General features: G+C 52.1%; 19 protein-coding genes. 10 read left to right on the forward strand and 9 right to left on the reverse strand.

All coding sequences use genetic code 11. From position 1 onward, the window contains the following. Positions 1-69: 69 nt before the first annotated feature. Positions 70-471, forward strand: coding sequence for an H-NS family histone-like protein (locus CUN67_RS22865; RefSeq protein ID WP_208717747.1), 402 nt, complete (start codon positions 70-72; stop codon positions 469-471). A gap of 52 nt (positions 472-523) precedes the next feature. On the opposite strand, the gene CUN67_RS22870 is transcribed toward CUN67_RS22865, so the two are convergent. Next, positions 524-2233, reverse strand: coding sequence for a M60 family metallopeptidase (locus CUN67_RS22870; protein ID WP_208717748.1), 1710 nt, complete (start codon positions 2231-2233; stop codon positions 524-526). Positions 2234-2347: 114 nt separating this feature from the next. Then, on the reverse strand, positions 2348-3280 hold the full coding sequence (locus CUN67_RS22875) for a LysR family transcriptional regulator (RefSeq protein WP_208717749.1): 933 nt from the start codon (positions 3278-3280) through the stop codon (positions 2348-2350). Positions 3281-3453: 173 nt separating this feature from the next. On the opposite strand from CUN67_RS22875, the gene CUN67_RS22880 reads away from it, so the two are divergent. Beyond that, positions 3454-4131, forward strand: a complete 678-nt coding sequence (locus CUN67_RS22880) for a type 1 glutamine amidotransferase domain-containing protein (protein WP_439332296.1) — start codon at positions 3454-3456, stop codon at positions 4129-4131. A 369-nt stretch (positions 4132-4500) separates the two neighbouring features. Further along, the gene (locus tag CUN67_RS22885; RefSeq protein WP_208717751.1) at positions 4501-6693 is read left to right on the forward strand and encodes a TonB-dependent siderophore receptor; all 2193 of its coding nucleotides are present in this window, start codon (positions 4501-4503) and stop codon (positions 6691-6693) included. A 55-nt stretch (positions 6694-6748) separates the two neighbouring features. On the opposite strand, the gene CUN67_RS22890 is transcribed toward CUN67_RS22885, so the two are convergent. The 4 genes from CUN67_RS22890 to CUN67_RS22905 form a co-directional block, all read right to left on the reverse strand. Next, positions 6749-7477 carry a helix-turn-helix transcriptional regulator gene (locus CUN67_RS22890; RefSeq protein ID WP_208717752.1) on the reverse strand — a complete coding sequence of 243 codons (729 nt, stop codon included), beginning with the start codon at positions 7475-7477 and terminating at the stop codon, positions 6749-6751. A 224-nt stretch (positions 7478-7701) separates the two neighbouring features. Further along, positions 7702-8298 carry an N-acetyltransferase gene (locus CUN67_RS22895; RefSeq protein WP_208717753.1) on the reverse strand — a complete coding sequence of 199 codons (597 nt, stop codon included), beginning with the start codon at positions 8296-8298 and terminating at the stop codon, positions 7702-7704. 2 nt (positions 8299-8300) lie between these two features. After that, entirely contained in the window at positions 8301-9800 is a 1500-nt protein-coding gene (locus tag CUN67_RS22900) for a pyridoxal-dependent decarboxylase (RefSeq protein WP_208717754.1), read from the reverse strand. Between the two features lie 265 nt (positions 9801-10065). Continuing rightward, positions 10066-11109, reverse strand: coding sequence for a LacI family DNA-binding transcriptional regulator (locus CUN67_RS22905; RefSeq protein ID WP_254711417.1), 1044 nt, complete (start codon positions 11107-11109; stop codon positions 10066-10068). 119 nt (positions 11110-11228) lie between these two features. Here CUN67_RS22905 and iolE point away from each other — a divergent pair, with 119 nt between their 5' ends. Further along, the gene (gene iolE / locus CUN67_RS22910) at positions 11229-12152 is read left to right on the forward strand and encodes a myo-inosose-2 dehydratase (RefSeq protein ID WP_208717756.1); all 924 of its coding nucleotides are present in this window, start codon (positions 11229-11231) and stop codon (positions 12150-12152) included. A 12-nt stretch (positions 12153-12164) separates the two neighbouring features. Then, entirely contained in the window at positions 12165-13346 is a 1182-nt protein-coding gene (locus tag CUN67_RS22915) for a Gfo/Idh/MocA family protein (protein WP_208717757.1), read from the forward strand. Here CUN67_RS22915 and CUN67_RS22920 read toward each other — a convergent pair. Further along, positions 13343-14242, reverse strand: a complete 900-nt coding sequence (locus CUN67_RS22920; RefSeq protein WP_208717758.1) for an alpha/beta fold hydrolase — start codon at positions 14240-14242, stop codon at positions 13343-13345. The genes CUN67_RS22915 and CUN67_RS22920 overlap by 4 nt on opposite strands. Before the next feature lie 52 nt (positions 14243-14294). Further along, positions 14295-14903: a TetR/AcrR family transcriptional regulator gene (locus CUN67_RS22925; protein WP_208717759.1), complete on the reverse strand. Its 609-nt coding sequence runs from the start codon at positions 14901-14903 to the stop codon at positions 14295-14297. Between the two features lie 149 nt (positions 14904-15052). Here CUN67_RS22925 and CUN67_RS22930 point away from each other — a divergent pair, with 149 nt between their 5' ends. Beyond that, entirely contained in the window at positions 15053-15961 is a 909-nt protein-coding gene (locus tag CUN67_RS22930; RefSeq protein ID WP_208717760.1) for a DMT family transporter, read from the forward strand. 5 nt (positions 15962-15966) lie between these two features. Here the strand turns inward: CUN67_RS22930 and CUN67_RS22935 are convergent, their stop codons facing one another. After that, the gene (locus CUN67_RS22935; protein WP_208717761.1) at positions 15967-16854 is read right to left on the reverse strand and encodes a MurR/RpiR family transcriptional regulator; all 888 of its coding nucleotides are present in this window, start codon (positions 16852-16854) and stop codon (positions 15967-15969) included. Between the two features lie 444 nt (positions 16855-17298). Here CUN67_RS22935 and CUN67_RS22940 point away from each other — a divergent pair, with 444 nt between their 5' ends. From CUN67_RS22940 to treY, 4 genes are all read left to right on the forward strand, one after another. Beyond that, positions 17299-19428 carry a TonB-dependent siderophore receptor gene (locus CUN67_RS22940; protein ID WP_208717762.1) on the forward strand — a complete coding sequence of 710 codons (2130 nt, stop codon included), beginning with the start codon at positions 17299-17301 and terminating at the stop codon, positions 19426-19428. 16 nt (positions 19429-19444) lie between these two features. Continuing rightward, positions 19445-20533, forward strand: a complete 1089-nt coding sequence (locus CUN67_RS22945) for an ABC transporter substrate-binding protein (protein WP_208717763.1) — start codon at positions 19445-19447, stop codon at positions 20531-20533. 100 nt (positions 20534-20633) lie between these two features. Further along, complete coding sequence (gene treZ, locus CUN67_RS22950; protein ID WP_208717764.1) at positions 20634-22421, forward strand: malto-oligosyltrehalose trehalohydrolase; 1788 nt, start codon at positions 20634-20636, stop codon at positions 22419-22421. Further along, positions 22418-24859, forward strand: a complete 2442-nt coding sequence (gene treY, locus CUN67_RS22955; protein ID WP_208717765.1) for a malto-oligosyltrehalose synthase — start codon at positions 22418-22420, stop codon at positions 24857-24859. The genes treZ and treY overlap by 4 nt, the downstream gene beginning before the upstream one ends. Positions 24860-24867: the final 8 nt, after the last annotated feature.

A 24867-nucleotide genomic window follows, 5' to 3' on the forward strand; every position in this document is an offset into this window, starting at 1 on the left:
TTTCTTTTGTGTCATTTTCCCGTAGAATGCCCTTTTTTTCATATGTAAGACAATAATCAAGGGTTTTTTATGAGCGATGCACTGAAGGCATTGAACAATCTTCGCACACTGCGTGCTCAGGCGCGTGATGTTGAGGTTGAAGTTTTAAACGAAATGCTGGAAAAACTCAGCGCGATAATCGCCGAACGTCGTGATGAAGTGGCTGCAGAAAATGCCGCGCTGCGCGAGAAAGAAGAGAAACTGGCGCTGTATAAAGAGATGCTGCTTAACGATGGCATTGATATTTCTGAACTGGCGCAATTAAGCCAGGGCGAAAGCAAACCTAAAGCAAAACGTACACCGCGTCCGGCCAAATATAAATTCACTGATGAAAATGGTGAAGAGAAATTCTGGACTGGTCAGGGCCGTACACCATCGCCAATCAAGAGCGCCATTGATGCTGGCGGTTCGCTGGACGATTTCCTGATCTGATCTTTCAGGTAAAAATAGCGGAGAGTGCCCAAAGCACTCCCCGCTGTCAGTTCTACGGCTTTCCTGCTTCGATCGTAAACTTCATATCACTGCTTGCCTCACTGCCGTCCTTGCCTGTTACCGTTAGCCGGTAGACAGCCTCACCCGTTACGTTAGCCGGAATCCATGCCTGAGCGACAGCATCCTTTACCTCATCGAGGTCGTTACCCCTTTTGTCCTTCAGACCAAAGCGTTCCTGACCGCTAACCATTGACCATTTAAAGGCCACCGCGTTCTTGCTGGCGTTACCATCAAGCGTAAATATGTGGGAGATTTTGTTCGAACTAATGAAGACATCAGGGTCGGTAACCGCCTTAAGCTCTTTTTCGGCATAATCATACTTGATTGAGGAATCACGATTCTCCCAGATTGGGGCGGTTAACAAGGGTAAGCTCGTGCTGCGCTGTGCCAGATACTTGCGGGTATTATCCGTTGGCATCAGGCCCCACTGCTCAAAGAATGGTATCAGGTTAAAATGGCTGATACGGCTGGTTTGCACAATGAATTGCTGCATCTTTTCATCATTGGTACGTGGTAGATCCTCATCGTCCATTTCCCGATAATGGCGCGCCAGAGTCGCGTAAAAATCTTTACCGAAGGTCAAATCAAGCTGCCACAACATCGCAATTTTGGTCCAGTTATCCTGGGCATTGTAATCACGTTGCGGTTGTTGCAGGTATTTGAATGCTTTTGCCCACACACCATCCGTTTCGAGACGGGAAGTAAGGCCAAACTCACGCTGTATATACAGCGAGGTAAGATTAACCGTGACTTCACTCATCCCACCCCATGTCAGTGGTGACATCTGTAGATTATGACCAAGTTCATGCCAGGGTCCCCAGCCATCGCTTCTCAGGACATGATTGTTCACCACACCCTGCATCGCATTTTCATCGCAGGTCTGCATGCGCCACTTTCCGGTATTCATATAACCAGCACATTTGTCGCTGTTTTCAGTACCTGCCAAAGGGATACCATCCACAAAATGGAAGTGATAAGGAAAAACCGGATGTTTGCTGGCAGGATCGTCATTTGTCAGGCCATACTGCTGTTCCGCCAGCTTGACGATACTATCCCAGGTGGTCAGCATGCTGACTGGATCGCCGTTCTCAATGAATTGCGCCGCTTTTTCACGTCGCAGGGTAATCATCATACGGTCACTCAACAGCTCAACGTAGGGAGAGTTATTTAACACCGGGTCAGTCAGCATGCGTTTCCAATCCCCCTGTTGATTCTGCTTGAGGATAAAACGTGGGAAGGGATGACCACCATGAATCTGAAGGGCGATTTCGCCGTCAATCGGCTTATCCATATTCGCAATATACAGAATGCCATCCTGATCAACCTGAAGGGTGTTGATGCCCCATTCAAGCTTTTGGCGTTGCGCGTGGCTGAATTCATAGGTGCGATCACTGGGAACGGAGATAAATGCTTCCAGTGACGGCTTTATATCGCGGTTACCGTACAGAATCGCCAGGTTCAGTACCTCGCCTTTCTTCACATAATAACCCGTCGATTGAAAGGGTGTCTGGCCGTGGTTAGTGCGTTGCCGATCCCGCAACGATTCCAGGTTAACGTGCTGATCAACAGTAATATCGCGAGATGGAATAATATCGTTATTTTTAGCGTTTGAAGGTGTGAAGTTGTTATCTGCTCCAGCCGTGAGGGGAAGACAGGCGGCACTGATGGCGAGAACCAGAAAACCACATTTAAAATATTTCATAACATTCCCAATAAGTTACAGTTAAATCCTGTCGCTATTAGAGAACAAACGAAATATCAAGCACAGAAGAGTTGCCTGGTAAGGTGTGAGACCTTTCGCATTAATTTTAAGCCATTACTCGCTAACGCTGGTCCGGATATCATTCGCGCCAGTCACTGTTTCAAACAACAGACCGCGCAACCAGCGATATCCCGCATCCCGGTGGGTTCGTTCATGCCAGGCGACATTTTTGGTAAAACCAGGGATGGTCAGTGGCGGTGTCAGCACCCGTAATCCTGCGGTATTGACCGCCAGCCGTCGGGGTACCACAGCAATCAAGTCACTGACCCGTAAAATCTCCGGTAATACCAGGAAGCTGCTCACTGATAAAGAGACGCGCCGTGATTTTCCCAGTGCCGCCAGTGCATCATCAGTTACACCATGGAACTGTCCACCGTGATAGGAAACCAATGCATGATCAAGTGTGCAGAAATCTTCCAGGGTAATGCCGTTGCCCTGCGCTGCCGGATGGTCATGGCGCAACAGGCATACATACTCTTCATCATACAACGCACGTGCATGTAAATCTGGCGGCGTGGTGTCCGGTGTAATCAGCGCAATGTCGACATCACCGCGCTCGAACTGAAAAGTCAGTTGATCATTATTGACGGGCACGACCGCAACGCGAATACCCGGCGCGAGTTTACGTAATGCCTCCATATAGGGCACCACCACAGCGCGGAGTGCGTAGTCGGTAGCGGCGATGGTGAAGGTCATTTCTGCGCTGGCCGGATCAAAGGCTTTGGGTTGTAGCAGGCCATTAACTTCAGCAAGAATCTGTTTTACCGGCGCAGCCAGTTCCAGCGCCCGCAATGTAGGCACAATTCCGCGTTGCGTTCGAGTAAACAGCGGATCATCGAAACACTCGCGTAGCCTTGTCAGCATGCCACTGACCGCAGGTTGCGTCAGTGCCAGCCTGTTAGCCGCACGCGTCACATTACGTTCATCCAGCAGAGCATCCAGTGCTTTGAGCAGGTTGAGATCCATGGTTCTGATATCAATTGGCATGATGGCTATAAGTAAAGTTGCAGATGAAACTTATTTCATCACGGGGAACTGCTTTCGGCAAGCGTGGCAGTTATTACCTGGAATGATAGCTGCAATCATAAATGACGATAATGCTGATGACAGCCAATACGTCATACTGGTGAATCAGATGATTAAGTCGCTAAGGAACGATGATGTCTGCTAAAAAAATACTTTTCGTGCTCACCAGCCATGACAAACTGGGCTCAACCGATGGCGCAACGGGTTTCTATCTTCCTGAATTAACTCACCCTCTTGAACAGCTGGAAAACGCCGGTTTCAGCGTGGATTTCGCTTCAATTAAAGGCGGCAAACCTCCGGTCTATGGTGTTGAGCTGGATGACTCGGTCAATGCACATTACTGGAATAACGAGAATTTTCAGCACAAGCTGGCGCATACGTTGGCGCTGGAGCAAGTGGATGCTGCACAGTATGCGGGCGTGCTGTATGTAGGCGGACATGGCACGATGTGGGATTTCCCGCAGAGCGAAGCGGTACAACGCGTGACTCGCGAGATATGGCAGCATAATGGCGTGGTGGCAGCGGTCTGTCATGGCCCTTCCGCATTGGTCAATGTCACCCTCAATGACGGCAGCCTGCTGGTTGCGGGTAAGCATGTCAGCGCCTTTACCGATGAAGAAGAATGTATTGTGCAGCTGGAAAACGTTGTGCCGTTCTTGCTGACCAGCAAATTGCAGCAGCAGGGAGCAATCATTGCTGGCGCCGCTGCCTGGCAGGATCAGGTTTCCGTCGATGGGCGTTTAGTTACCGGGCAAAATCCGCAGTCCGCCGCCAGCGTGGGTAAAGAGATGGTGAAGGTGTTGCAGGGCTAATCCTCTTCTTAGTCGTATTGCCGCAAGAATGTATTCCTCCCTGCCGTTGCCGGGTTGGCATTTATGTCTGCCCGGTTAATCACGATAGAAAATCTCGACCAAAATTGCTGGCTGACAAAGAAGTGCTCAGGAGCAGAAGTCTGCTTGTTATGCCGCGAACTTTAAGTATGTTGTAATTATATGCGCATTATTTCGCCTCCACTCTTTACGTCTCGCCCCTGAAATAAGCTATTCACGCCCGAAATGTTCACTTATTAAGCAATATTGGAGACAAAAAGGAGATTCACCCCTCTTTATATACAATGAGAATTATTATCATTATCATGCGCATTCGCTTACGAATGTTAACAAAACAGGGAGAAAACTTTAGTGAATGCAACCAAATGTAACGCAAGACGACCTGTTGCTCTGTTTTTGACCGGACTGTTGAGCACATCAGCTTACGCCGTCAATGAGGAGCCAACCGAGAAACTGGCTGACGATGAATCGATGATTGTCACAGCGGAAGAAGAACTGAAACAACAGCCAGGTGTTTCAATCATTACTGCGGAAGACATTCAAAAAAGCCCTCCCGTTAACGATTTATCAGACATCATTCGCAAAATGCCCGGCGTCAATCTTACAGGTAACAGCGCCAGTGGTAGCCGTGGGAATAATCGTCAAATCGACATACGCGGCATGGGACCAGAAAATACCTTAATTATGATTGATGGGGTCCCTGTCACTTCGCGTAACGCCGTTCGCTACAGCTGGCGCGGCGAGCGTGATACTCGTGGCGATACCAACTGGGTTCCGGCCGAAATGGTGGACCGTATCGAGGTTATTCGTGGACCGGCAGCTTCCCGCTATGGTTCTGGGGCAGCAGGTGGCGTAGTGAACATCATCACTAAACGCCCGACTAATGACTGGCATGGCTCCCTGTCGCTGTTCACCAATCAGCCAGAAGATGATAAAGAAGGTGCCACTAAACGCGCCAACTTCAACCTCAGTGGTCCGCTGGCCGGTGATGCTCTCACCATGCGTCTGTTCGGCAACATCAATAAAACTGACGCCGACGCTTATAACATCAATACCGCTGAAAACGGATCTTATGCGGCAGGCCGTGAAGGTGTGCGTAATAAAGACATCAACACGGTGTTCTCGTGGAAAATTACTCCACTGCAAATTGTCGATTTCACTTATGGTTACAGCCGACAGGGCAACATTTATGCCGGAGACACCCAATACAGCAACGGCAATATCAGCCCGGATGGCATAGTGGAGTCGCTTTATGGCGATGAAACTAATCGCATGTATCGCCAGAGTTATGGCATTGCCTGGAATAGCATCTGGGATTGGGGTACCTCAAAACTCAATTTCAATTATGAAAAAACCAACAACACCCGCCTGCAAGAAGGTTCAACAGGTCGCGTTGAAGGGATGATCAACAGCAATACTTACTCTACCAGTCGTCTCGAAAGCTATCGTGCCGGTGGCGAGATAAACTTCCCGGTTGAGATGCTGGTCGATCAAACGGTCACCCTTGGTGCTGAATGGAACCGTGATGAGCTAAACGATCCTGCTTCTATGAGCGCAACCGATGTATCCGGTGTGATCATTGATGGCGTATCTGGCAATCCATCAGAACGTAGCAGCAAAAATAGCGCAACCATCAGCTCATTGTTTTTTGAAGATAACATTGCCGCCACCGACAGTACCGAAGTTATCCCAGGCCTGCGCTTTGATTATCACGATAAGTTCGGTGCCAACTGGAGTCCGAGTCTCAATATTTCGCAAGGTCTGGGCGATTATTTCACCTTAAAATCAGGTATTGCCCGCGCATTTAAAGCACCGAACCTCTATCAATCCACCGAGGGGTATCTGCTTTCCACGCGAGGCAATGGTTGCCCGGTAGGTCTCACCAGCGGCAGCTGTTATTTATTAGGTAATGATAATCTCGACCCGGAAATCAGCGTCAATAAAGAAATCGGTATTGAATTTAATCACGATGGCTATATCGCCGGAATTACCTGGTTCCGCAATGATTACAAAAACAAAATTGTCGCGGGTGATGATCTGGTGGGCTATGCCTCAAACGGCTATAACATATTACGTTGGGAAAATGGCGGTAAAGCGGTTGTTGAAGGTCTGGAAGGTAATCTGACAATTCCGCTGGTACGCGATACGCTGGAATGGCGCACCAACGCGACTTATATGTTCCGTTCTGAAAGCAAGAAAACAGGCAATCCGTTGTCTGTTATCCCGGAGTTCACCATTAATTCTCAGCTTGACTGGCAGGTTACGGATAAACTGGATGCCAATATTAACTGGACCCAGTACGGAAGACAGAAACCGCGTCAATATGCTGAAATCCGCAATGAAGTCAATGCGATCTCTAACCGGGAAATCAGTCCCTACTCCATCTTCGGTTTAAACGTGAATTACGACATCACTAAAAACCTGCGTGCCAATGCTGGGATAAATAACCTCTTTGATAAACGTATTTATCGTGAGAATGATGGCGCATCGACCTATAACGAACCAGGCCGTGCTTATTATGCCGGATTAACTATGTTGTTCTGATGTGATCCACCATCCTGCCAGCACTGCGCTGGCAGGGTATCTTCTCCGATGGAGTTTACTTATCTGATGGATGCGAAATAATGTTAAGTTCAATTGCCAGACTAATAGCATGTTTCGCATTCTTAACGCCCAGCTTTCTGACAATATTTCCCATATGAAATTTTACAGTGCTAACGGTGATATTAAGTATGCGGGCAATTTCAGGGTAAGTTTTACCGGTACTACTCCAGTAAAGGATCGAGTTTTCACGGGAAGAGAGGGTACTTTCCGTGTTCTGTTGAGGTTTATTCTCATCACGATAGAGATGCAGTAACAATTCATGGGTATCAATTAGCAAACCTTGTATTTCATTTCTGTTTCTTCTTATATTCTCATCCAGCTCTGGCATCAGGAATTTATTAATATATAAAGATAACACCACAAGATTATTATTCTGGTCATGCAGAATAAAGCTTTGCCCACTCACCACATCATAAGGTTTAATAGAGTCAAAAATCTTGCTGATTTTCCACTGAGAGTTAATCGTCAGACTATCATCCCAGATGAGAGGTGAAATGCGATTCAATGCATTAATTATCACCGGATCTATGCTTTGATATTTAGACTCCAGATAGATTTCAGAAAAGTAATCAGGAAAACTGGTGATGATAATCATATCATCAACATTGCGCTTATTCATTACTGCGTAAGCGTAATTTATCTCTCCGTATTTCGATAAGTATTTTTCCAGATTATTTTTCATGATTTCATTTTTTTGGGAATCTGAAAAAAAATTTCTGCTCATTAACTTATTCCTCTAAGTTCACTAGCCTGCATTATATTACCTTTAGATACAGCATCATCGACGATAGTATAGCAGATAGCTGTCGTCATTTTTGAGTGGAAATATCTATATTTATATGAGAACCAGCTTGCCAGACTGGCCTCACACCCTTCGACCCACCATGAACACAAGCCATTGAAAATAAATAATTATTTAAGACAAATGCCTTATGGGTTATGTTTCACTCATTGCGGCTCGCGCCAGACCGGTAAAAGTTCAGGAAACCCTTCAATAGATAAGGGATTTCCTGCATCGCAATATCCGAATCGCCTGACCAGGGTCCTTGTACTGAAAGTTGTACATTCTGCGTAACAAGGCATTTTTTCCTTATCAAGGATACCATTCAACCTCCGGAACAACTTTGCTACCTGTTCACCTCCTCTATCAGAACGCAGTACAGCGAGAAGAAAGATGTAATAATGTGCTGGCTCTCGTGGATGAAAATGGTCGAGGCCGTTCATGAACGCCAGCGCTGTCAAATAATCAGCCCCACACGCCTGACGTAGCTGGCTATCAATGAACTGATTATCTTCTTCCGTCATCTCCATCAATTTCGGACCGAAATACACCAGGGTACCGGTATTGTTCTCTGTAAGCAGGACGCCTCCAAGCTTATGAGCGAGTTCAACATAAATACGAAAAAAGCCGCGCATCACCTTCTTGCGCTCATCTCTATCGGAGCCCGTAAACGCAAATTTAAGCACCGGATCGTCATAGAATTCGGATGTCAGGAGATCACAGACGATATCCAGTTCGGAATCTTTAGCATGTCTGCATCCCATGTTTATACCTCCGAATGTTTCTTATTCGCATCGTTGCTGAGAAGATCCTGTGCCAAAAAAGCATCATCTCGCTGTAACGCTTCAACAAGATTATCAATCGCTGCGCGTGTAACGTGCGGCATAACCACAATATGAGCCATGTCCCCACGCCCACTCAGGTGGAATTTTTGGAAGATCGCATCTCCGGGTCGCGTAAAGATTACCACCAACGAGTGTGGTCCGCGTTCCACACAGAATGACGGGTGAATGGCTTTGATAGTTTTTAATTGTTCATAAGCATACGCGGTCAGCTGCTCACAACGTGCCGCGATCTCTGCCTGCATAGCCGAAGGGATGGTATTAATTGCATACCAGAGCAATAACGCGGACATCCCATTACGAGTGCCCCCCAGGGTAGTATCAGGAGAATGAATATACTCAGGCAGAGTGGCTGGCTGCATCCGGTACTTTTCTTTACTCATATAGACCCCTGAAGCAAAGGGTGCGCCATACCATTTATGGGAACTCATCACTATCGAACTAACATAGGGAAGGCGAAAGTCAAACTGAGGCCCCTTCACCCCACTCAATTCTTTCTGATTAGCCATTTCCAGATAGGGTAAATAGGCAGCCCCAAGCGCGCCATCAATATGAATCCAGAAGTCGGGGCGGCAATCACTTTTAGTCTGAACACAGAAATCATGTCGTTCAAGCACAGGACATAATTGTTGCCAGATAACCTGCGCATCATCAAATCCTCCCTGAAACGTGGTTCCCACATTCAAAACAATAATGGGAGGATGTCCATGAGATGCAAAGAAATTGACCAAAGCTGATAATGCTTCAGGATTTACCGCACCGTGTTGATCGACTGGTACCCCCTGTGGCCATGTGCCATCTGCCGTCACCGGGCATTGACCAGGATAATATTTATCACCCATTTCCTGAAATGTGGTGAGCCCCAAAATGTATGCGCACTTCTCTAAGGAATAATGTGACTCCTGAGAATAATAAAGTATCGGTTCAGAGATCTTTTTTTGTGTTGTCTGACTGACACGAAAATACTCTCTTGCGCTCCACAAGGCATACATATTCCCTTCCGTCGATCCCATAGCCAATACATAGCCCCAGAATGACTCTTCGGTTAACGGCTTACGTGATTTAGCATGCCAAAGCCCGCTAAAATAGTTGAGAACCTCCTGCTCCAGCTCATGCGTATGTAACAGCATTGAGCTATTCTCGAAAGGATCACCAATATTATTTAAATGAACATTTATAAAAGTGGAAAGCGCAGAATAGTCAAATTTTTGATTTAAAGGATATCCTAAAGAATATTCCTGGCGACTAACTACATTACTATAGAAGTTTTCCAGCCGCTTTCTGACCTTGTCGGGAATGCAAAAATTCGCGAGAGGATAAGCATGAGGCCGAATTTCATATTTAAAAAAAGAATGAGGAATTGCGTTGACTAAGCTTGTTTTTGGATTTACAGAGTTTTTATTTACACCAAAATAATTATCCATAACAGAAATCTCCATTTAGAGGGAACAAAAAATGTGAAAAGGCAGCAATAACATCACCATGCTATGGTTGTCATTACAAGGCAAGTAATCCAATCTGCCATATTTATAAAGCTTGTATTGTGCACTGGCTAACAAATTAGCCGTACAGAGTCAGACAACTCGCTAATGATATAAATCTGAGGTGTCTCATAAATAGGGGTAACAAAAAATTTTTTTGCACCTCTAGCCTGCCAGAGCCCGCCAATGACTCAGCCCTCCAGCCGCATCAGGTCTGGCTCAGTCCACCTTCGGCCGGGCAATTCTCGCGGATAAACAGGTTAAAAGGGGTGATGTTGTCGTGCAGGGAAAACTCCTCGCTGCGATTAAAATGCCGCGCCAGCAACGCCAGTGCACGACGTGCTTCCTCGTATGGATTTTGATCGATAATCGCCGCCAGTGAGCCTTCCCGTAGTAGCAGACGTCTTTCTGGTGTTAACTCATGGGTGATCAGTTGCGCCTGTCGCCCCAGCGATTGCAGCGTCGCAACAATGTTGCTGTTTCCCGACGAGGTATTGTAGATACCTCGGATACGGGGATTTTCCAGCAACGCCTGGCGTACCACATCACCTGCCCGTCGTTGGTTTTCTGCACTTTCCAGCGTGACTGCCCAAATGCATGCCGGGAATCGCTCACGTAACACCGCACGGAAACCGCGTTCACGTTCCTCGTGGCCAATCATGTTATGCATACCCAGCACCACCAATATCTCACCGCCGCGTTCACCGAGAAAACGCCCCATCAGCTCTCCGGCAGCCCTTCCCATTTGCCGGTTATCGGGTCCGACGTAGGCCAGACGGCCGCTGGACGGGATATCGGTCGCCAGCGTTAAGATCGGCAACTGTCCGGAGACGCGCTTTAACGCATCCGCCAGATCAGGATCGTTCGGACAAACCACAATCAAGGCATCGTGACTGGCGGCGATCGTCTCAACCTGTTTTATGGTGGCGCGAATATTGCCGGGATTGTGGTAATGGATCACCCCGTTAATCCGCATCTCAGCCATCCCGGCACCAAGATCGGCAAAAGCATCGCGCAATCCTTTGTAGAAAGGGTTTTTGGGGGATTGCAGCAGGATCGCCACGCGTAACGCACGCAGGTAACCACGAAACAGCACGCGATCAACATTCAGTTTGCTGGCCCATTCCAGCACCCGTGCTTCTTTAGCGGGAGAGACGCCACCGCGTCGATTCATCACCCGATCCACAGTGCTCAGACTGACACCTGCGGCGCTAGCTATCTGTTCCAGCGTCGTTTTTTTGCGATTGATCACAGTAATTTCTTCCTGAAGGTTTGCCGTCAAAAATTGAAGGTTTCCCTTCAAATTAGCCATAGCAGCAGAAAATTGCATCCGCTATTTTCGTCCTCATCACAATCAAGGGGGAGAAGAGAATGATTAAGGATGCGTTTTACCAGGCCGGACAACCGGAACCCAAACTCGGTGTCAGCCCGCTGTCGTGGGTCAATGAAGTGCTGCCACAGCTGGGTGCAGGTACCAGTGCGCAACAATGCCTCGCGGAGGCAGCTCAGGCTGGCTACCAGGGTGTGGAGTTGAGCCGCATCTTCCCACGTGAGCCCGGCGCACTGCGTACTTTGCTGGCACAGCACAAGTTGCATCTGGTCTCCGGCTGGCACGATGGTTTCCTCACGGAGCGGAGCGTGCAGCAGGAACTGGATGCGGTGCATAACCATGCCGCGTTGTTACAGGAAAATGGTGCCGGGGTGATGGTGTATGGCGAATGTGGCTGGATGACAGACAATGCGCTCGATGTCCCGCTGGCCCAGCGTCGCCTGCTACCGGAAGAACAGGTACAGGGCTATGCAGCGCGCCTGTCTGCCTTTGCCGAGGCGTTGCATCAGCAATATGGCCTGCGCCTTGCTTATCACCATCACCTGATGATGGTGACCGAAACCCTGCCAGAAATTCGCGCTTTGCTGGCTGCCTGTGCTCCGTCGGTGGGCCTGTTACTCGACACCGGACATGCCACCGCTGCCGGTTTTGCCTATACCCAGCTGATCGATGAATTTGCTGACCGCATTTGCCATATCCACCTGAAAGACGTGCGGCTGGATCGACTCCAGCAGGTGCGTCAAAGCGGAATGACGTTTAACCAGGCCGTACTGGCAGGAATGTTTACCGTGCCGGGGGATGGCGGCATTGATTTCCGACCACTGGCACAGTTTATCGCTCGCAGCGGCTACCGGGGCTGGATGGTGGTGGAAGCAGAACAGGACCCGGCAATAGCCCCGCCGCTTGCTACCGTCACGCGCGCGCAACGCTATGTTACCGAACATATTTCACCTGCAGCCCAATAAAGGAAAGAGAACATGACCGGAAAAAAACTCAACGTCGGCCTGATTGGTTCGGGTTTTATGGGCCAGGCGCATGCCGACGCCTGGCGTCGTGCAGGCTTGTTATATCGTAATCTGCCACTGCAACCGGTGCTGCATACGCTGGCTGATGCCACTCCGGCGCTGGCGCAAGAAGCTGCACAGCGTTTTGGTTTTCAGCACAGCACGGCAGATTGGCGGGCCATGATTGCTAACCCGGCAATCGATATTGTCGACATCACCACCCCGAATAATATGCATTACGACATGGCGCTGGCGGCGATTCGTGCGGGCAAACATGTCTACTGCGAAAAACCCCTCACGGTTTCATTACTGGAAGCGCAAACCCTGACACAGGAAGCGGAACGCGCCGGAGTAAAAACCATGGTGGCGTTTAACAACATCAAAACCCCTGCAGCGCAGCTGGCGAAACAGATGATCGAACGAGGGGATATCGGTACGCCTACCCGTTTTCGTGGCTGGTTTGATCAGGGTTTCTTCAACGACCCGGAGCTGCCGTGGAGCTGGCGCTGTTCGCGCGAGCAGGCCGGTTCTGGCTCCCTCGGCGATCTCGGTTCGCATGTGGTGAGTGTGGCGCAATATCTGATGGGACCGATCACCAGCGTTATCGGTCAGGAGCAGCTGTTTATTGACTCCCGCCCGGCCGCCGGTGGTGGTTCTGGCTATGGTGCACACGCCAGCAAGGATGCGGCACGACTTAAGGTGGAGAATGATGATCAGTTTCAGTCGCTGATTACCTTTGCCAACCATGCCGGAGGGGTGATTGAAGCCTCAAGGATTTCCGCAGGGAAAGTGTTTGGTATCGCCTGGGAAGTGTCTGGCACCGAAGGCACCATCATTATGGATGGCGAGCGTTTTAACGAGCTGAAAATTGCCCGCTATCGCGATGAAAAACACGATCGCGGCTTTAAAACCCTTTATGCCGGTTCTCAGGTGGAACAATTTGGTGGCTTCTTTGGTTTCGACTTCGCGGGCGGTGGACTCGGTTATTTTGACGTCAAAGTGATTGAAATCTATGACCTGATCAAAGGCCTGAGCGGAGCAAGCGGCTGCTTCCCGGATTTCCGCTTCGGCCTGGAGAATCAGCAGATTATTGAAGCGATGGTGCGCTCCTCTGCCAGCGGTACGCGTGTTGAAGTGGCCAGTCTGCGGGCTTAACGGAAAAACGTCGCCAGCGCATCAGCCAGCGCCTGCGGCTGCTCATCAGGGATGAAGTGGCCGCTGTGGGCAATGGTTATGCCGGTAACGTTGTCCGCGAACTGCCGCAGGGGCGCCGCCATGTCGGGGATGGATCCCTGATCGGCACTGATCGCCAGTAGCGGCAACGTTAATTTGCCCTGCTCGCGTAAGGCCCGATTCTGTGCGGCTGAGTGCATCACTTCACGATACGGTGCCAGTCCGGCGCGCAGCGCGCCATTTTGTTTCAGCAGACGCACGTATTCCGCCATATCCGCAGCGCTAAACACCATCGGACTGGCGGTTTTACGTCGCAAAAACCATTCCAGATAAATCTCTTCACGGCCACTGATTAACGCCTCCGGCAGATCCGGCAATAAATGGAAGGCGAAATGCCAGGTCTTCCACGCTTTATCCGGCGTCGCGGGTAAGGCATCTGGCAGCGTAACGCCGGGAATGCCCGCATCAAGCAGGGCCAGTTTTATCACCTGCTGGCTGTAACGCATGGCATAGGGCCACGCTACCCAGGCCCCGACATCATGGGCAGCAAGGTAGTAGCGCTCAATCGCCAGCTTTTGCATTAAACCCTGCACTTTTTCCGCCAGCGACTGGGTACCGTAACCGGCTTGTGGTTTGTCAGAATCACCCTGCCCTGGCAAATCAGGCGCGATGATGAAATAACGATCCCCCAACTCAGCCATGACCTGATGCCAGGCGTACCAGCTTTGCGGAAAGCCCGCCAGCAGCAACAACACTTCGCCCTGCGGATTTCCCCCGCTGACGTAGTGCAGGCGAACACCGTCCACCGTGGTATAAAAATGAGCGAAGCCGGGCAAATGCGCGACAGGCTGTGACCAGGGTTGTGCAAATTCAGACATTCAAACCTCTCATGATTTAGGAAATGACTATTTCCTTATTAGACAAAAAATTTTAATCGAGCAGCGTCAGCGTGGTAGCAATCAGCTGCTCACCTGCCGGTAAATCCTGCATTTTGCCAGCCACACGCATCCCCAGCACCAGACACAACAACACGCCACCCAGTGCCTGGGCATCATGTTGCGGATTAATCGAACCATCCTGCTGGCCCTGTTCGATCAATTGCAGAATCGATTGCTGATTACGCAGCAATGCAGCGCGCACGCCTGCGGCCAGCTCGTCATCCAGCAGTTGTAATTCAACGGTGCTACCGACCACCAGGCAACCCCGCCGCCCTTCCATATCGCTGGCAGATTCGAGGTAAAAACGCAGCAGCTCGGCGATACGCGCCCTGCCATCAGGTTGTTGTGCCAGCCGCTGGCGCAAATCATGATTTCGCAGTGAGGTGTACCGCGCGAACACTTGCAGGAACAGGCCGTGCTTGTCAGTAAACGCTTTGTAGATACTTCCGGCGGTGAGCTGCATCGCCTCACTCAAATCGCTGATCGAGGCGCTGTGATAACCCTTTTCACGGAACACCAGCATGGCGCGATCTAGGGCAACGTCGAGGTCGAACTGGCGTGGACGGCCGCGCTCCCGCACGATCCGTGGCTGCTCTGACATTTTTTCACCATTTAGGAAACGTTCAATTCCTAAATGGTGCCACAGTTGTGTATCGATGGAAAGCGCGATTTATCACGCATCTCACCTTGCCAGCTGACCTGTTTATATTTACAGTCTTCACCCCTGCAAATAATCCATTTTACATTCTTATGAGAACATCAGACACATTGCGTCTTTTGCTACTGGCGGCTATCTGGGGCGCCAGCTTTTTGTTTATGCGCATTGCCGTCCCGGCACTGGGGGCGGTAAATACCGCGTTTCTGCGGGTGTTATGTGGCACCTGCGGCCTGCTGGTAATTATGGCGATCCTGAAAATGCCGCTGCGTTTTGACGGTAAACTACGCTGGGCAATGCTGCTTGGGGTCATTAACTCCGGCCTTCCCTTTCTGATGTATTGTCTTGCCGCCCGCGTCCTCCCGGCTGGTTATTCCGCCATCCTTAACGCCACCGCGCCATTGATGGGGGTCATCATGGGGGCCGCCTTCTTCGCGGAAAAGCTTACGTTGAAGAAAGTGCTTGGCATGGTAGCCGGTTTTGCCGGCATCCTGCTGATCAGTGCCACCGGAGAGGCCCATCTCACCCGCGCGTTAATGCTGGGCATCCTTGCCTGCATGGTCGCCACCACCTGCTATGGCATGGCCGGGTTCCTCGCTAAACGCTGGATTAGTGCGCGTGGTGGGCTGGATGCCACCAAAGTGGCGTTTGGTAGCCAGCTCGGTGCCTCGGTCTTTCTGCTGCCATTTTTTGCCGTTACCGCCCCGCAAACGGCAACCAGCCAATGGCAAATCCCCGAAGTCTGGGCCTGCATTCTGGCGGTGGGTTTTATCTGTACCGCACTGGCCTACATTCTCTACTTTCGCCTGCTGGCTGATATTGGGCCGCTGCGCACGCTGACTGTCACCTTCCTGATCCCGCCTTTTGGCATCTTCTGGGGCTGGCTGGTGTTGGGTGAAAAACTTAATGAGGGCTTTACCGCAGGGGCGCTGTTGATTGTTTGCGCGGTGTGGCTGGTCGTCAGTGCTGATCGGCCAGCGCGTCTGGTTGCCAGCACGAAATAGCCCGGCTATTTTTTGCCGGGTTTCATGCTGCGATTCAGATCCTGAATACGTTTCATGGTTTTGACGGTGCGCGACGCCGTGGCCGATGCCACCGACAAAATCAGCATTTCGAGACACACCAGCACCGTGCCATGCAGCGGCATGCGGCCATCTTCTCCGCCGCGTGGCACATTGATCACCACATCCGCCTCCTTCGCAAAAAACGAATCGGTGGCGTTGGTCAGCAGAATAATCGGGATACCGAGGCGCTTTGCCTCCTTTACCGTGGTGATACCCTCACGATGGGCCGATTTTTGCGCCATCATGATCAACACATCGCCGCGCTGAAGGGCAATCAGTTGCTCAGCCAGCGCCACCCCGGACCGGTTGAGCGCCACCGCCGGAATGCCGATACGCACAAATAAACGACGGCTGTAATCCGCCAGTACGCCTGACGCATTAATACCAAACAACCCCACCTGACGCGCTTCAATCAATAACGCCACCGCCGCAGAGATGGCCTGGCGATTATGTGGTTCTGATAACGCATCACAGGCGCGTTTATGTCCGCCTAATACGAAATCAATGCCGGAATTAATATCGCAGGAAAGCTCGCCCACGGTCGTAATCATTTTGTCTTCGGAATTCATCGCCGGTCCAAACCAGGCGACCAGCGTTTTTTTTAAATCACGCAACCCGGCAAAACCCAATGCCTGCACGGCACGCACCACGGTGGCATCAGAACTTTGCGTCGCGGCAGCAATTTCCATGGCGGTCGCCTCTACCACCGCCTCACGATTTTCGTGGATATAGCGCACCACCGTTTGTAGCTGGGGTGACAGGGCCGCAGCTCGTGCACGATAACGTTCACCCAGCACATCGACCCGATTTTTTATTTTATTGCCTGATGCCATTTTCGTATCCGAACTGTTTGTTTTACATAAGATTGTTGATTTCCCCTGCACAGCTTCATCACCAGTCTGTAGTGGGAACAATCCATTGCGATGTTCAAAACTACACAAAAAGAAGCCGGAAATCATCATAAAATCAGTGAGGGACTCACTTTAAATCGCGTTTATTCAGTCAGTTAAATGAAACCCCCTCGAACACTGGCCTTGTACAATGCTGATGTAGCATTGGTATGATTTTTTGCATTTACTACTACATTGGTTCATGTTTGAATGATTCTCAATTACATTGAGGTCGCATCTTAACGGCTTTCAACGTTCAATAAAATAATAATACCCCGATAATTAGCAATGTTTATCAGAGCAACACATCTGGCCTGATTATTAAAAAGGCCGGCGATTTCTTCATGGACGAAAATAACCAGACAATAAATACCAGGTTTATATTAAATGAATAACAATCAGCCGTTCACTTTTAAAAAGAAACCTCATCCGGCCATTATTGCGGCTATTTATGGGGTGACAATTTTTACACCAGGAATCAGTTTTGCCACAGAGGAAAATAATACCCTCACCGTAACGGCACAGGAAAACAGCGATCAAGGTTACAACGCCACCAGCAGCTCGGTTGCCAGCAAAACCCCGACGCCACGCGTTAATGAAGCGCAATCCGTCAGCGTCGTCACTCAGCAACAGCTGGATGACTATCAGGTCAGCAACCTGTCAGAAGCGATGCGTTTTGTCAGTGGCGTTACCGAAGGGAATACCCTCGCTGGCACTGAAGATGGTTTTGTGCGGCGTGGCTTCGGCAGTAACTCGGATGGTTCCATCTACCGTGACGGCGTGCGCAGCAGCCAGGGGCTGAATTTCGATGCCACCACCGAACGAGTGGAAGTGTTAAAGGGATCCGCGTCCCTGCTGTATGGCATTCAGAATCCGGGTGGTGTGATCAATGTCATCAGTAAAAAGCCGCAATATGAATGGCACACCAAAGTCAGCGGTCGTTACGCCAGCGAAGGCGGCGGAGCTGGCACGGTGGATGTCACCGGCCCGCTCGGCAACGGCTTTGCCTTCCGTTTGATCGCGGAGAAACAAAACCAGGATTACTGGCGTAACTTCGGCACCGATAAACACACGCTGATTGCTCCCTCACTGCAATGGTATGGCGAAAAAGCCAGCTTCCTGATCAGTTATGAAGATTATCAGTACGATATCCCCTACGATCGCGGCACGGCATTTATCAACGGCAAGCCGGTGAACATTGGCTACAAGGACCGTCTCGATGACAAAGCCAACCACGCGTGGGGACATAACAAGACCCTGAATGCCCATTATGACTGGCAGTTCAACGATGACTGGAGCACCCGTCTGACCTTCGGCATGAACCAGCGTCAGTATGACAACAACGAAGTCAGGGTGACGGCGATCAACACCACCACCGGTGCCGTAACGCGCCGCGCTGATGCCAACCGTGGTTTCAACCACAAAACCAAATATGTTTCGTGGGATGTGATGGGCACGCCGGAAATCTTCGGCATGACGCACAACCTGGTGGTCGGTACCGATTATGAAATGAACCAGACCTATCGTGCGCATCAGTATCAGGGCAAATCCAACAGCGATTTCAATCTGTACGATCCGCAATACGATTTGATGTCGCCGGTGACCGATAGCAGCACCGAGAAAACCGCCAACGCCAATCTGCTGAACCGTATTCACAGCCGTTCGGTGTACGCCAAGGACAGCATCTCTCTGACCTCAAACTGGATCGCCGTCGTCGGCGGACGTTACCAGCATTATGAGCAACGTGCTTCACAAGGCTGGGACCCGGTTGTCGAGACCATGAACGATGAAGGCAACAAGTTCCTGCCGCAGGCCGGGTTAATCTACAAACTGACGCCAGATGTGTCGCTGTATGGCAGCGTCAGCAAATCCTTCACCCCGTCGACAGATGTGGATGATGATGGCAATGTCGGCAAACCTGAGCAGGGCACCACCTGGGAAGTGGGCAGCAAGTGGCAAATTTCGCCACGCCTGTTCGCCAGCGTGGCGCTGTATCGCATCGATGAACGCGATATGTCGCTCAGCATCAACGGTGAAACCCGCGCCATCGACAAAGCACGTTCCAGTGGTGCCGAATTTGAGTTGAATGGTGAAGTCCTGCCGGGCTGGGATCTGAGCGCCAACTACAGCTACGACAAGGCGGAAATCGTCAATGATGGCGTGAACTCAGCCAATAACGGCAACCGTCTGCAAAATGCGCCGCGTCATTCTGGTGCGCTATATCTGAGCCATAATCTGACGTTTAACGCGATCCCGGGTGATTTCCGCGTCGGTGGCGGTGCACGCTATGTGGGCGCGCGTGCGGGTGATCCCGAGAACAGCTTCACCATGCCGGATTACGTCGTCGCCGATAGCTTTATTGCCTGGAACAATCGTCTGCTGGGCAACAAAACCCAGCTGAAACTGAACCTGAATAACCTGTTTAATAAACATTATTACACCTCAAGCGGCGGCAATCTGCGCGTGCGTGAAGGTGCCACCCGTAACTTTATGCTAGAGGCCAGCGTTGAATTCTAAGGCGATAATTCTCAGGATGGTGGCGCTGCTGCTGCTGACGTTCAGCAGCGCCGCGCTGGCAAAAACTATCACCGATATCGACGGTAACCCGGTGACGATTCCCGATAACCCCCAGCGTATCGTGCTGGGGGAAAGTCGCATGCTGTATACGCTGGCGATGCTGGAACCTGGCGATCCCTTTCAGCGCATCATCGGCTGGCCGCAGGATCTGAAAAGATACGACAGCCAGATGTGGGACATTTTCGCCCGCAAGTTCCCGCAGATGCTGAAGATCCCGGTATTGGGTGCGGGCGGCACCAACGACATAAACCCGGAACAGGTGCTGGCGCTCAAACCGGATGTGGTGATCCTGCCCAGCCTGGCGCGTTATGACGATGGGGATTTACGTCTGGTGGCGATGCTGAAAGCCGCGCACATCCCGGTGGTGAAGATCGATCTGCGTGTGCATTTGCTGAAAAACACCACGCGCAGCGTGCAGATCCTCGGTGAAGTGCTGAACCAGACGGCGCGCGCCGAATCGTTCAACCGATTCTATCAGGCGCATTTACAGGTGATTCAGCAACGGCTGGCGAGTTATCACGGACCAAAACCAACGGTACTGCTGCAACTGCATCTTGGACGACGCAATGAATGCTGTGTCACTGCCGTCAAAGGCAGCCTGGGCGAGTTACTGCATGCCGCAGGCGGCGACAACATTGCCAGCAAAACTGTGCAGGGGGTGTTTGGTCGGCTGAGTGAGGAAACCGTGATCGCCACGCAGCCGGAATATTACTTCGCCACCGGCGCGGGCGATAACGATGCGCAAGGCGTGTTAAAACTGGGTCCGGCGGTTGCGCCCGCAGCGGTACAAAGCAGCTTCAGCGCCATGACAACAAAACAGAATGGTCTGCGCGAATTGCAGGCGTTACATAACGGCCATGCGGCGGTGATCTGGATGAATTTCTATCTCAGCCCGTGGCACATCGCTGCGACTGAATTTATGGCTAAGACGTTATATCCGCAGCTGTTTAACGATGTGCAGCCTGAACAGACGTTAAAGCAAATCTTCCACGATTATCTGCCCATTCCCTACAGCGGAACTTATTTCCTTCAAATGCGCCCGTAGCGGCGCAACTATCCCGCACAGACTGGCTGCCCAGCCAGCTCCCGCTTCGTAGTCTATGCTTGACTGTCACAGGTTATTTCCTGACCCACGAGGCGATAAAATGCAGTCCTGTTTATTTCATAAAAGCTGGGGGGCTGATTACGCACCTGATGGCAGTGTGCATTTCCGTCTCTGGGCCTCCGGCCAGCCCCAGGTGACGTTACAGCTGGCGGGTGTTGACATACCGATGCAACCCCGTGGAGATGGCTGGTTTGAATCGCAGCAGACCCAGGTTGTGCCCGGTACGCCTTATCAATTTCTCCTTGCCGACGGCACCCAGCTAGCCGATCCCGCCTCGCGCGCCCAGCAGGCGGGGGTGAATGGCCCCTCTCTGGTTATTGACCCCACCCGCTATGCCTGGCAGCACCGCAACTGGGCAGGTCGTCCGTGGGAAGAAACCGTGGTGTATGAACTGCATATCGGCACCTTCACGCCTCAAGGCACCTTCCAGGCAGCAATAGAAAAGCTGCCACAGCTGGCGGCCCTGGGTATCACCATGATCGAGGTGTTACCGGTTGCACAGTTCGGCGGCAACCGTGGCTGGGGCTATGATGGCGTACTGTTGTACGCGCCGCACGCTGCCTACGGCACCCCGGATGATTTCCGTGCCTTCGTGGACGCCGCGCACGGCTCTGGTCTGTCGGTGGTACTGGATATCGTGCTCAACCATTTTGGTCCGGAAGGTAACTATCTGCCGTTGCTGTCACCTGACTTCTTCGATCAGGAAAGAAGGACCCCGTGGGGCGCAGGCATTGCTTACGATGTCGATGCTGCCCGACGCTATATCACCGAAGCCCCGCTGTACTGGCTGACAGAGTTTAACCTTGATGGCCTGCGTTTCGATGCCATCGACCAGATCAAGGATCAGACCGAACAACACGTTCTGATTGAAATTGCCGAACGCATCCGTCGCGACATCCCTGACCGGCCTATCCACCTCACGACCGAAGACAGCCGCAACGTCATTTTTCTCCACCCGCGCACCTCAGAGGGTGCCGCACCGCTGTTTACCGGCGAATGGAATGATGATTTTCACAACGCCATTCATGTCTGTGCGACGGGAGAAACCCATGCTTACTATCAGGATTTCGCCAACCAGCCGGAAAAACATCTGGCACGAATCCTGACTGAAGGCTTCGCTTACCAGGGGGAAGTGTCACCCCACAGCGGCAAAAAGCGCGGTGTCGCCAGTACCGGCCAGCCACCGGTCGCCTTTGTCGATTTTATTCAGAATCATGATCAGGTTGGCAACCGCGCTCAGGGGGAAAGGTTGATTACCCTTGCCGGGGCCGGGCGAACCCAGGCATTGCTCGCCACCCTGCTGCTTTCCCCCCACATCCCGCTGCTGTTTATGGGCGAGGAATATGGCGAGACGCATCCGTTTTTGTTCTTCACTGACTTTCACGGCGATCTCGCCAGGGCGGTACGCGAAGGGCGTGCGCGTGAGTTTACTGACCACGCCGGTCATGCGGAGGACAGCGTGCCCGATCCGAATGCACCGGGCACCTTTGAGAGTTCAAAACTCGACTGGTCAAAACCCGGCAGCCACGAGGGCCAGCAATGGCTGGCGCTGACAAAACAGCTGCTGGTTGTGCGTCAGCAATTTATCGCGCCCTTGATCCGTGACGCTGTCACGCATAACGGCAGCGTGATCGCCGCAACCAGTGGCTTTGTCGCGGTCAGCTGGCGCTTCCCTGGCGGCACCCTGTCACTGGCGCTGAATTTAAGCCATAGCGCGCAGCCGCTGCCGGCGCTACCAGGAACAACCCTGTTTGCCTGGCCGCAGGCAGCCAATCCGCTGCCAGCCAATGGCGTTATCGTGCGTTTGTCTGCCGGAGATACGCCATGACTATACCAACCGCGACTTACCGCATTCAGTTCCGCACCGGCATGACCTTTGATCGCGCTGCCGCCCTGGTGCCGTATTTAAAACAGCTCGGCATCAGCCATCTGTATGCCTCGCCCATCTTTACCGCGACCCGCGATTCAACCCATGGCTATGACGTCACACATGCCACACAAATCGATCCCTCACTCGGTGGCCGTGCGGGTTTCGAGCGCATGGTGCAGGCGCTGAAAAGCGCCGGGCTCGGCCTGATACTCGATATCGTCCCTAATCATATGGCGGCCTCGCTGGAAAATCCGTGGTGGCGTGATGTGATTGCCCACGGCGAACACAGCCGCTACGCCCACTATTTTGATATCGACTGGTCACGCCCGCTGACGCTGCCGTTTCTGGGCGATACCTTTACTGAAGCACTGGAAAAAGGGGAGATTAGCGTTCGCCCCGATCCCCATAGCGGCTTACCGGCGCTCGCTTACTACGACAATCTTTACCCGCTGGCGCTCGACAGCTGGCAGGGACTCAATCTTCAGGACAAGGTCGATATTGCCGCCCTGCACGAACGCCAGGCTTATCGTTTGCTGTGCTGGCGTGATGCCGCAACGGACCTTTCATACCGTCGTTTCTTTGAAATCACCGGTCTGGTGGGGGTGCGGGTGGAAGACCCCGAGGTCTTTGCCGCCACACATCGGTTGATTCTGGAGCTGGTACACAGCGGTGCCGTTAATGGCCTGCGCATCGATCACATTGACGGACTTGCCGATCCACAGGGATATCTGGAGCGTCTGCGCCAGCAGGCCGGGCCAGACTGCTATATCACGGTGGAAAAAATCCTCGGCGCGGAGGAGACGCTGCCCGCAGACTGGCCCGTTTCCGGCACCACTGGCTATGAATTTATCGTCGCCCTGACGGATGCGTTGGTTGCCAGTGATGGCATCAACGCCCTGCGCCAGGCCTATCCTGCCAGGAACAATATGGCCGCTGAATTACGTGCGGCAAAAGCGTTAATGGTTGATCGAAACTTTGCCGGAGAATTCACCCGCCTGCTGGCGCTGGCAAAGGAAATCGCTCAGGAGACGATCGCTGATAACGCACTCCGCAGCACGCTACGTGAACTGTTGCTGGCTTTTCCGGTTTACCGCACTTACGCCACTGCTGAGGGCTTACCGGCTGCCGATGAGGCACGCCTGCAAGCTGTGGCGGCAACTATTGGCGCAGAAACATCCCGCGAGGCCCTTGCCTTTCTCACCGGTCTTTTTCATGGCAAAGCCGGTGACAGCCAGACCGCGCTGTTCCGCAGCCGTTTTCAACAATTAAGCGGGCCGTTAATGGCAAAGTCGGTGGAAGATACCCTGTTCTTTCGCCAATGTGCGGCGCTGGCGTTAAATGAAGTCGGCGGCGAACCCATGCCGCAACGCTATTCTCTGGCGGGTTTCCACGCCGCGATGCAGGCACGGCAGCAGCAGCAACCACAAGGACTTTCCAGCACGTCAACCCATGATACCAAGCGCGGTGAGGACGCCCGTGCGCGGTTGTATACCCTGAGCGAAGCCCCCGAACGCTGGTCGGCAGCCATCAGCCGCTGGCGGCAGATGCATCAGGAGCATGTCAGGCCACTGCCGTCGGGTCCGGCACCCGGACCCGCGGTGGAATGGATGCTGTATCAGGCACTGGCGGGTGTCTGGCCGGTGTCGCTACAGCCGGATGATTGTGGCGGATTGCAGGCGCTGGAAACGCGTTTTGTTGCCTTTGTGGAAAAAGCGCTGCGTGAGGCAAAGCTGCGTACTGATTGGGCTGAGAACAATGAATCCTATGAAGAGGCGGTACTGGCCTATGCCCGCCAGCTACTTTCGCCCGCCAGCCAGGCTTTTTTGCAGGATTTTACTGCCACGCTACGCCCGTTTATCCATGCCGGGCTGGCGAACAGCTTGAGCCAAACCATCATTAAACTGCTGGCACCGGGCGTGCCGGATATTTATCAGGGCAGTGAGACGCTGAATTTCAGCCTTGTCGATCCTGACAATCGGCAACCCACGGATTTTGCCCAGCTGGCACAGCTGCTGACCCGCCACCCGCCGCAGCCCGACAACTGGCTAAGCGGCCAATTGAAGCAGCAGATGATCGCGACCCTGCTGCCGCTACGTCAGCAGCATCCGGGGTTGTTTCATGACGGCGATTATCTGCCACTGGCGGCCAGCAGCGAACATCTGATTGCCTTTGCGCGGGTGGACGCACAAGCGGCGTTGATCGTGGTGGTGCCTCGCCTGCCGTTAACCGCCTTTGACGGTAACCTGCCGCAGCCGTTGCCGTCGTGGCAAATTGCCCTGCCTGCGCCACTTGCCGATCGGCGATATGACGACGTTATCAACCATAAAGAGTTGGCCCTCGCCGATGTTCTCACCAGCGTTCAGCCGTACCTGGTGTTAATCAGCAGAGGAAAATAATTGCGCGA

Source organism: Pantoea cypripedii (genome assembly GCF_011395035.1).
Lineage (GTDB): Bacteria > Pseudomonadota > Gammaproteobacteria > Enterobacterales > Enterobacteriaceae > Pantoea > Pantoea cypripedii_A.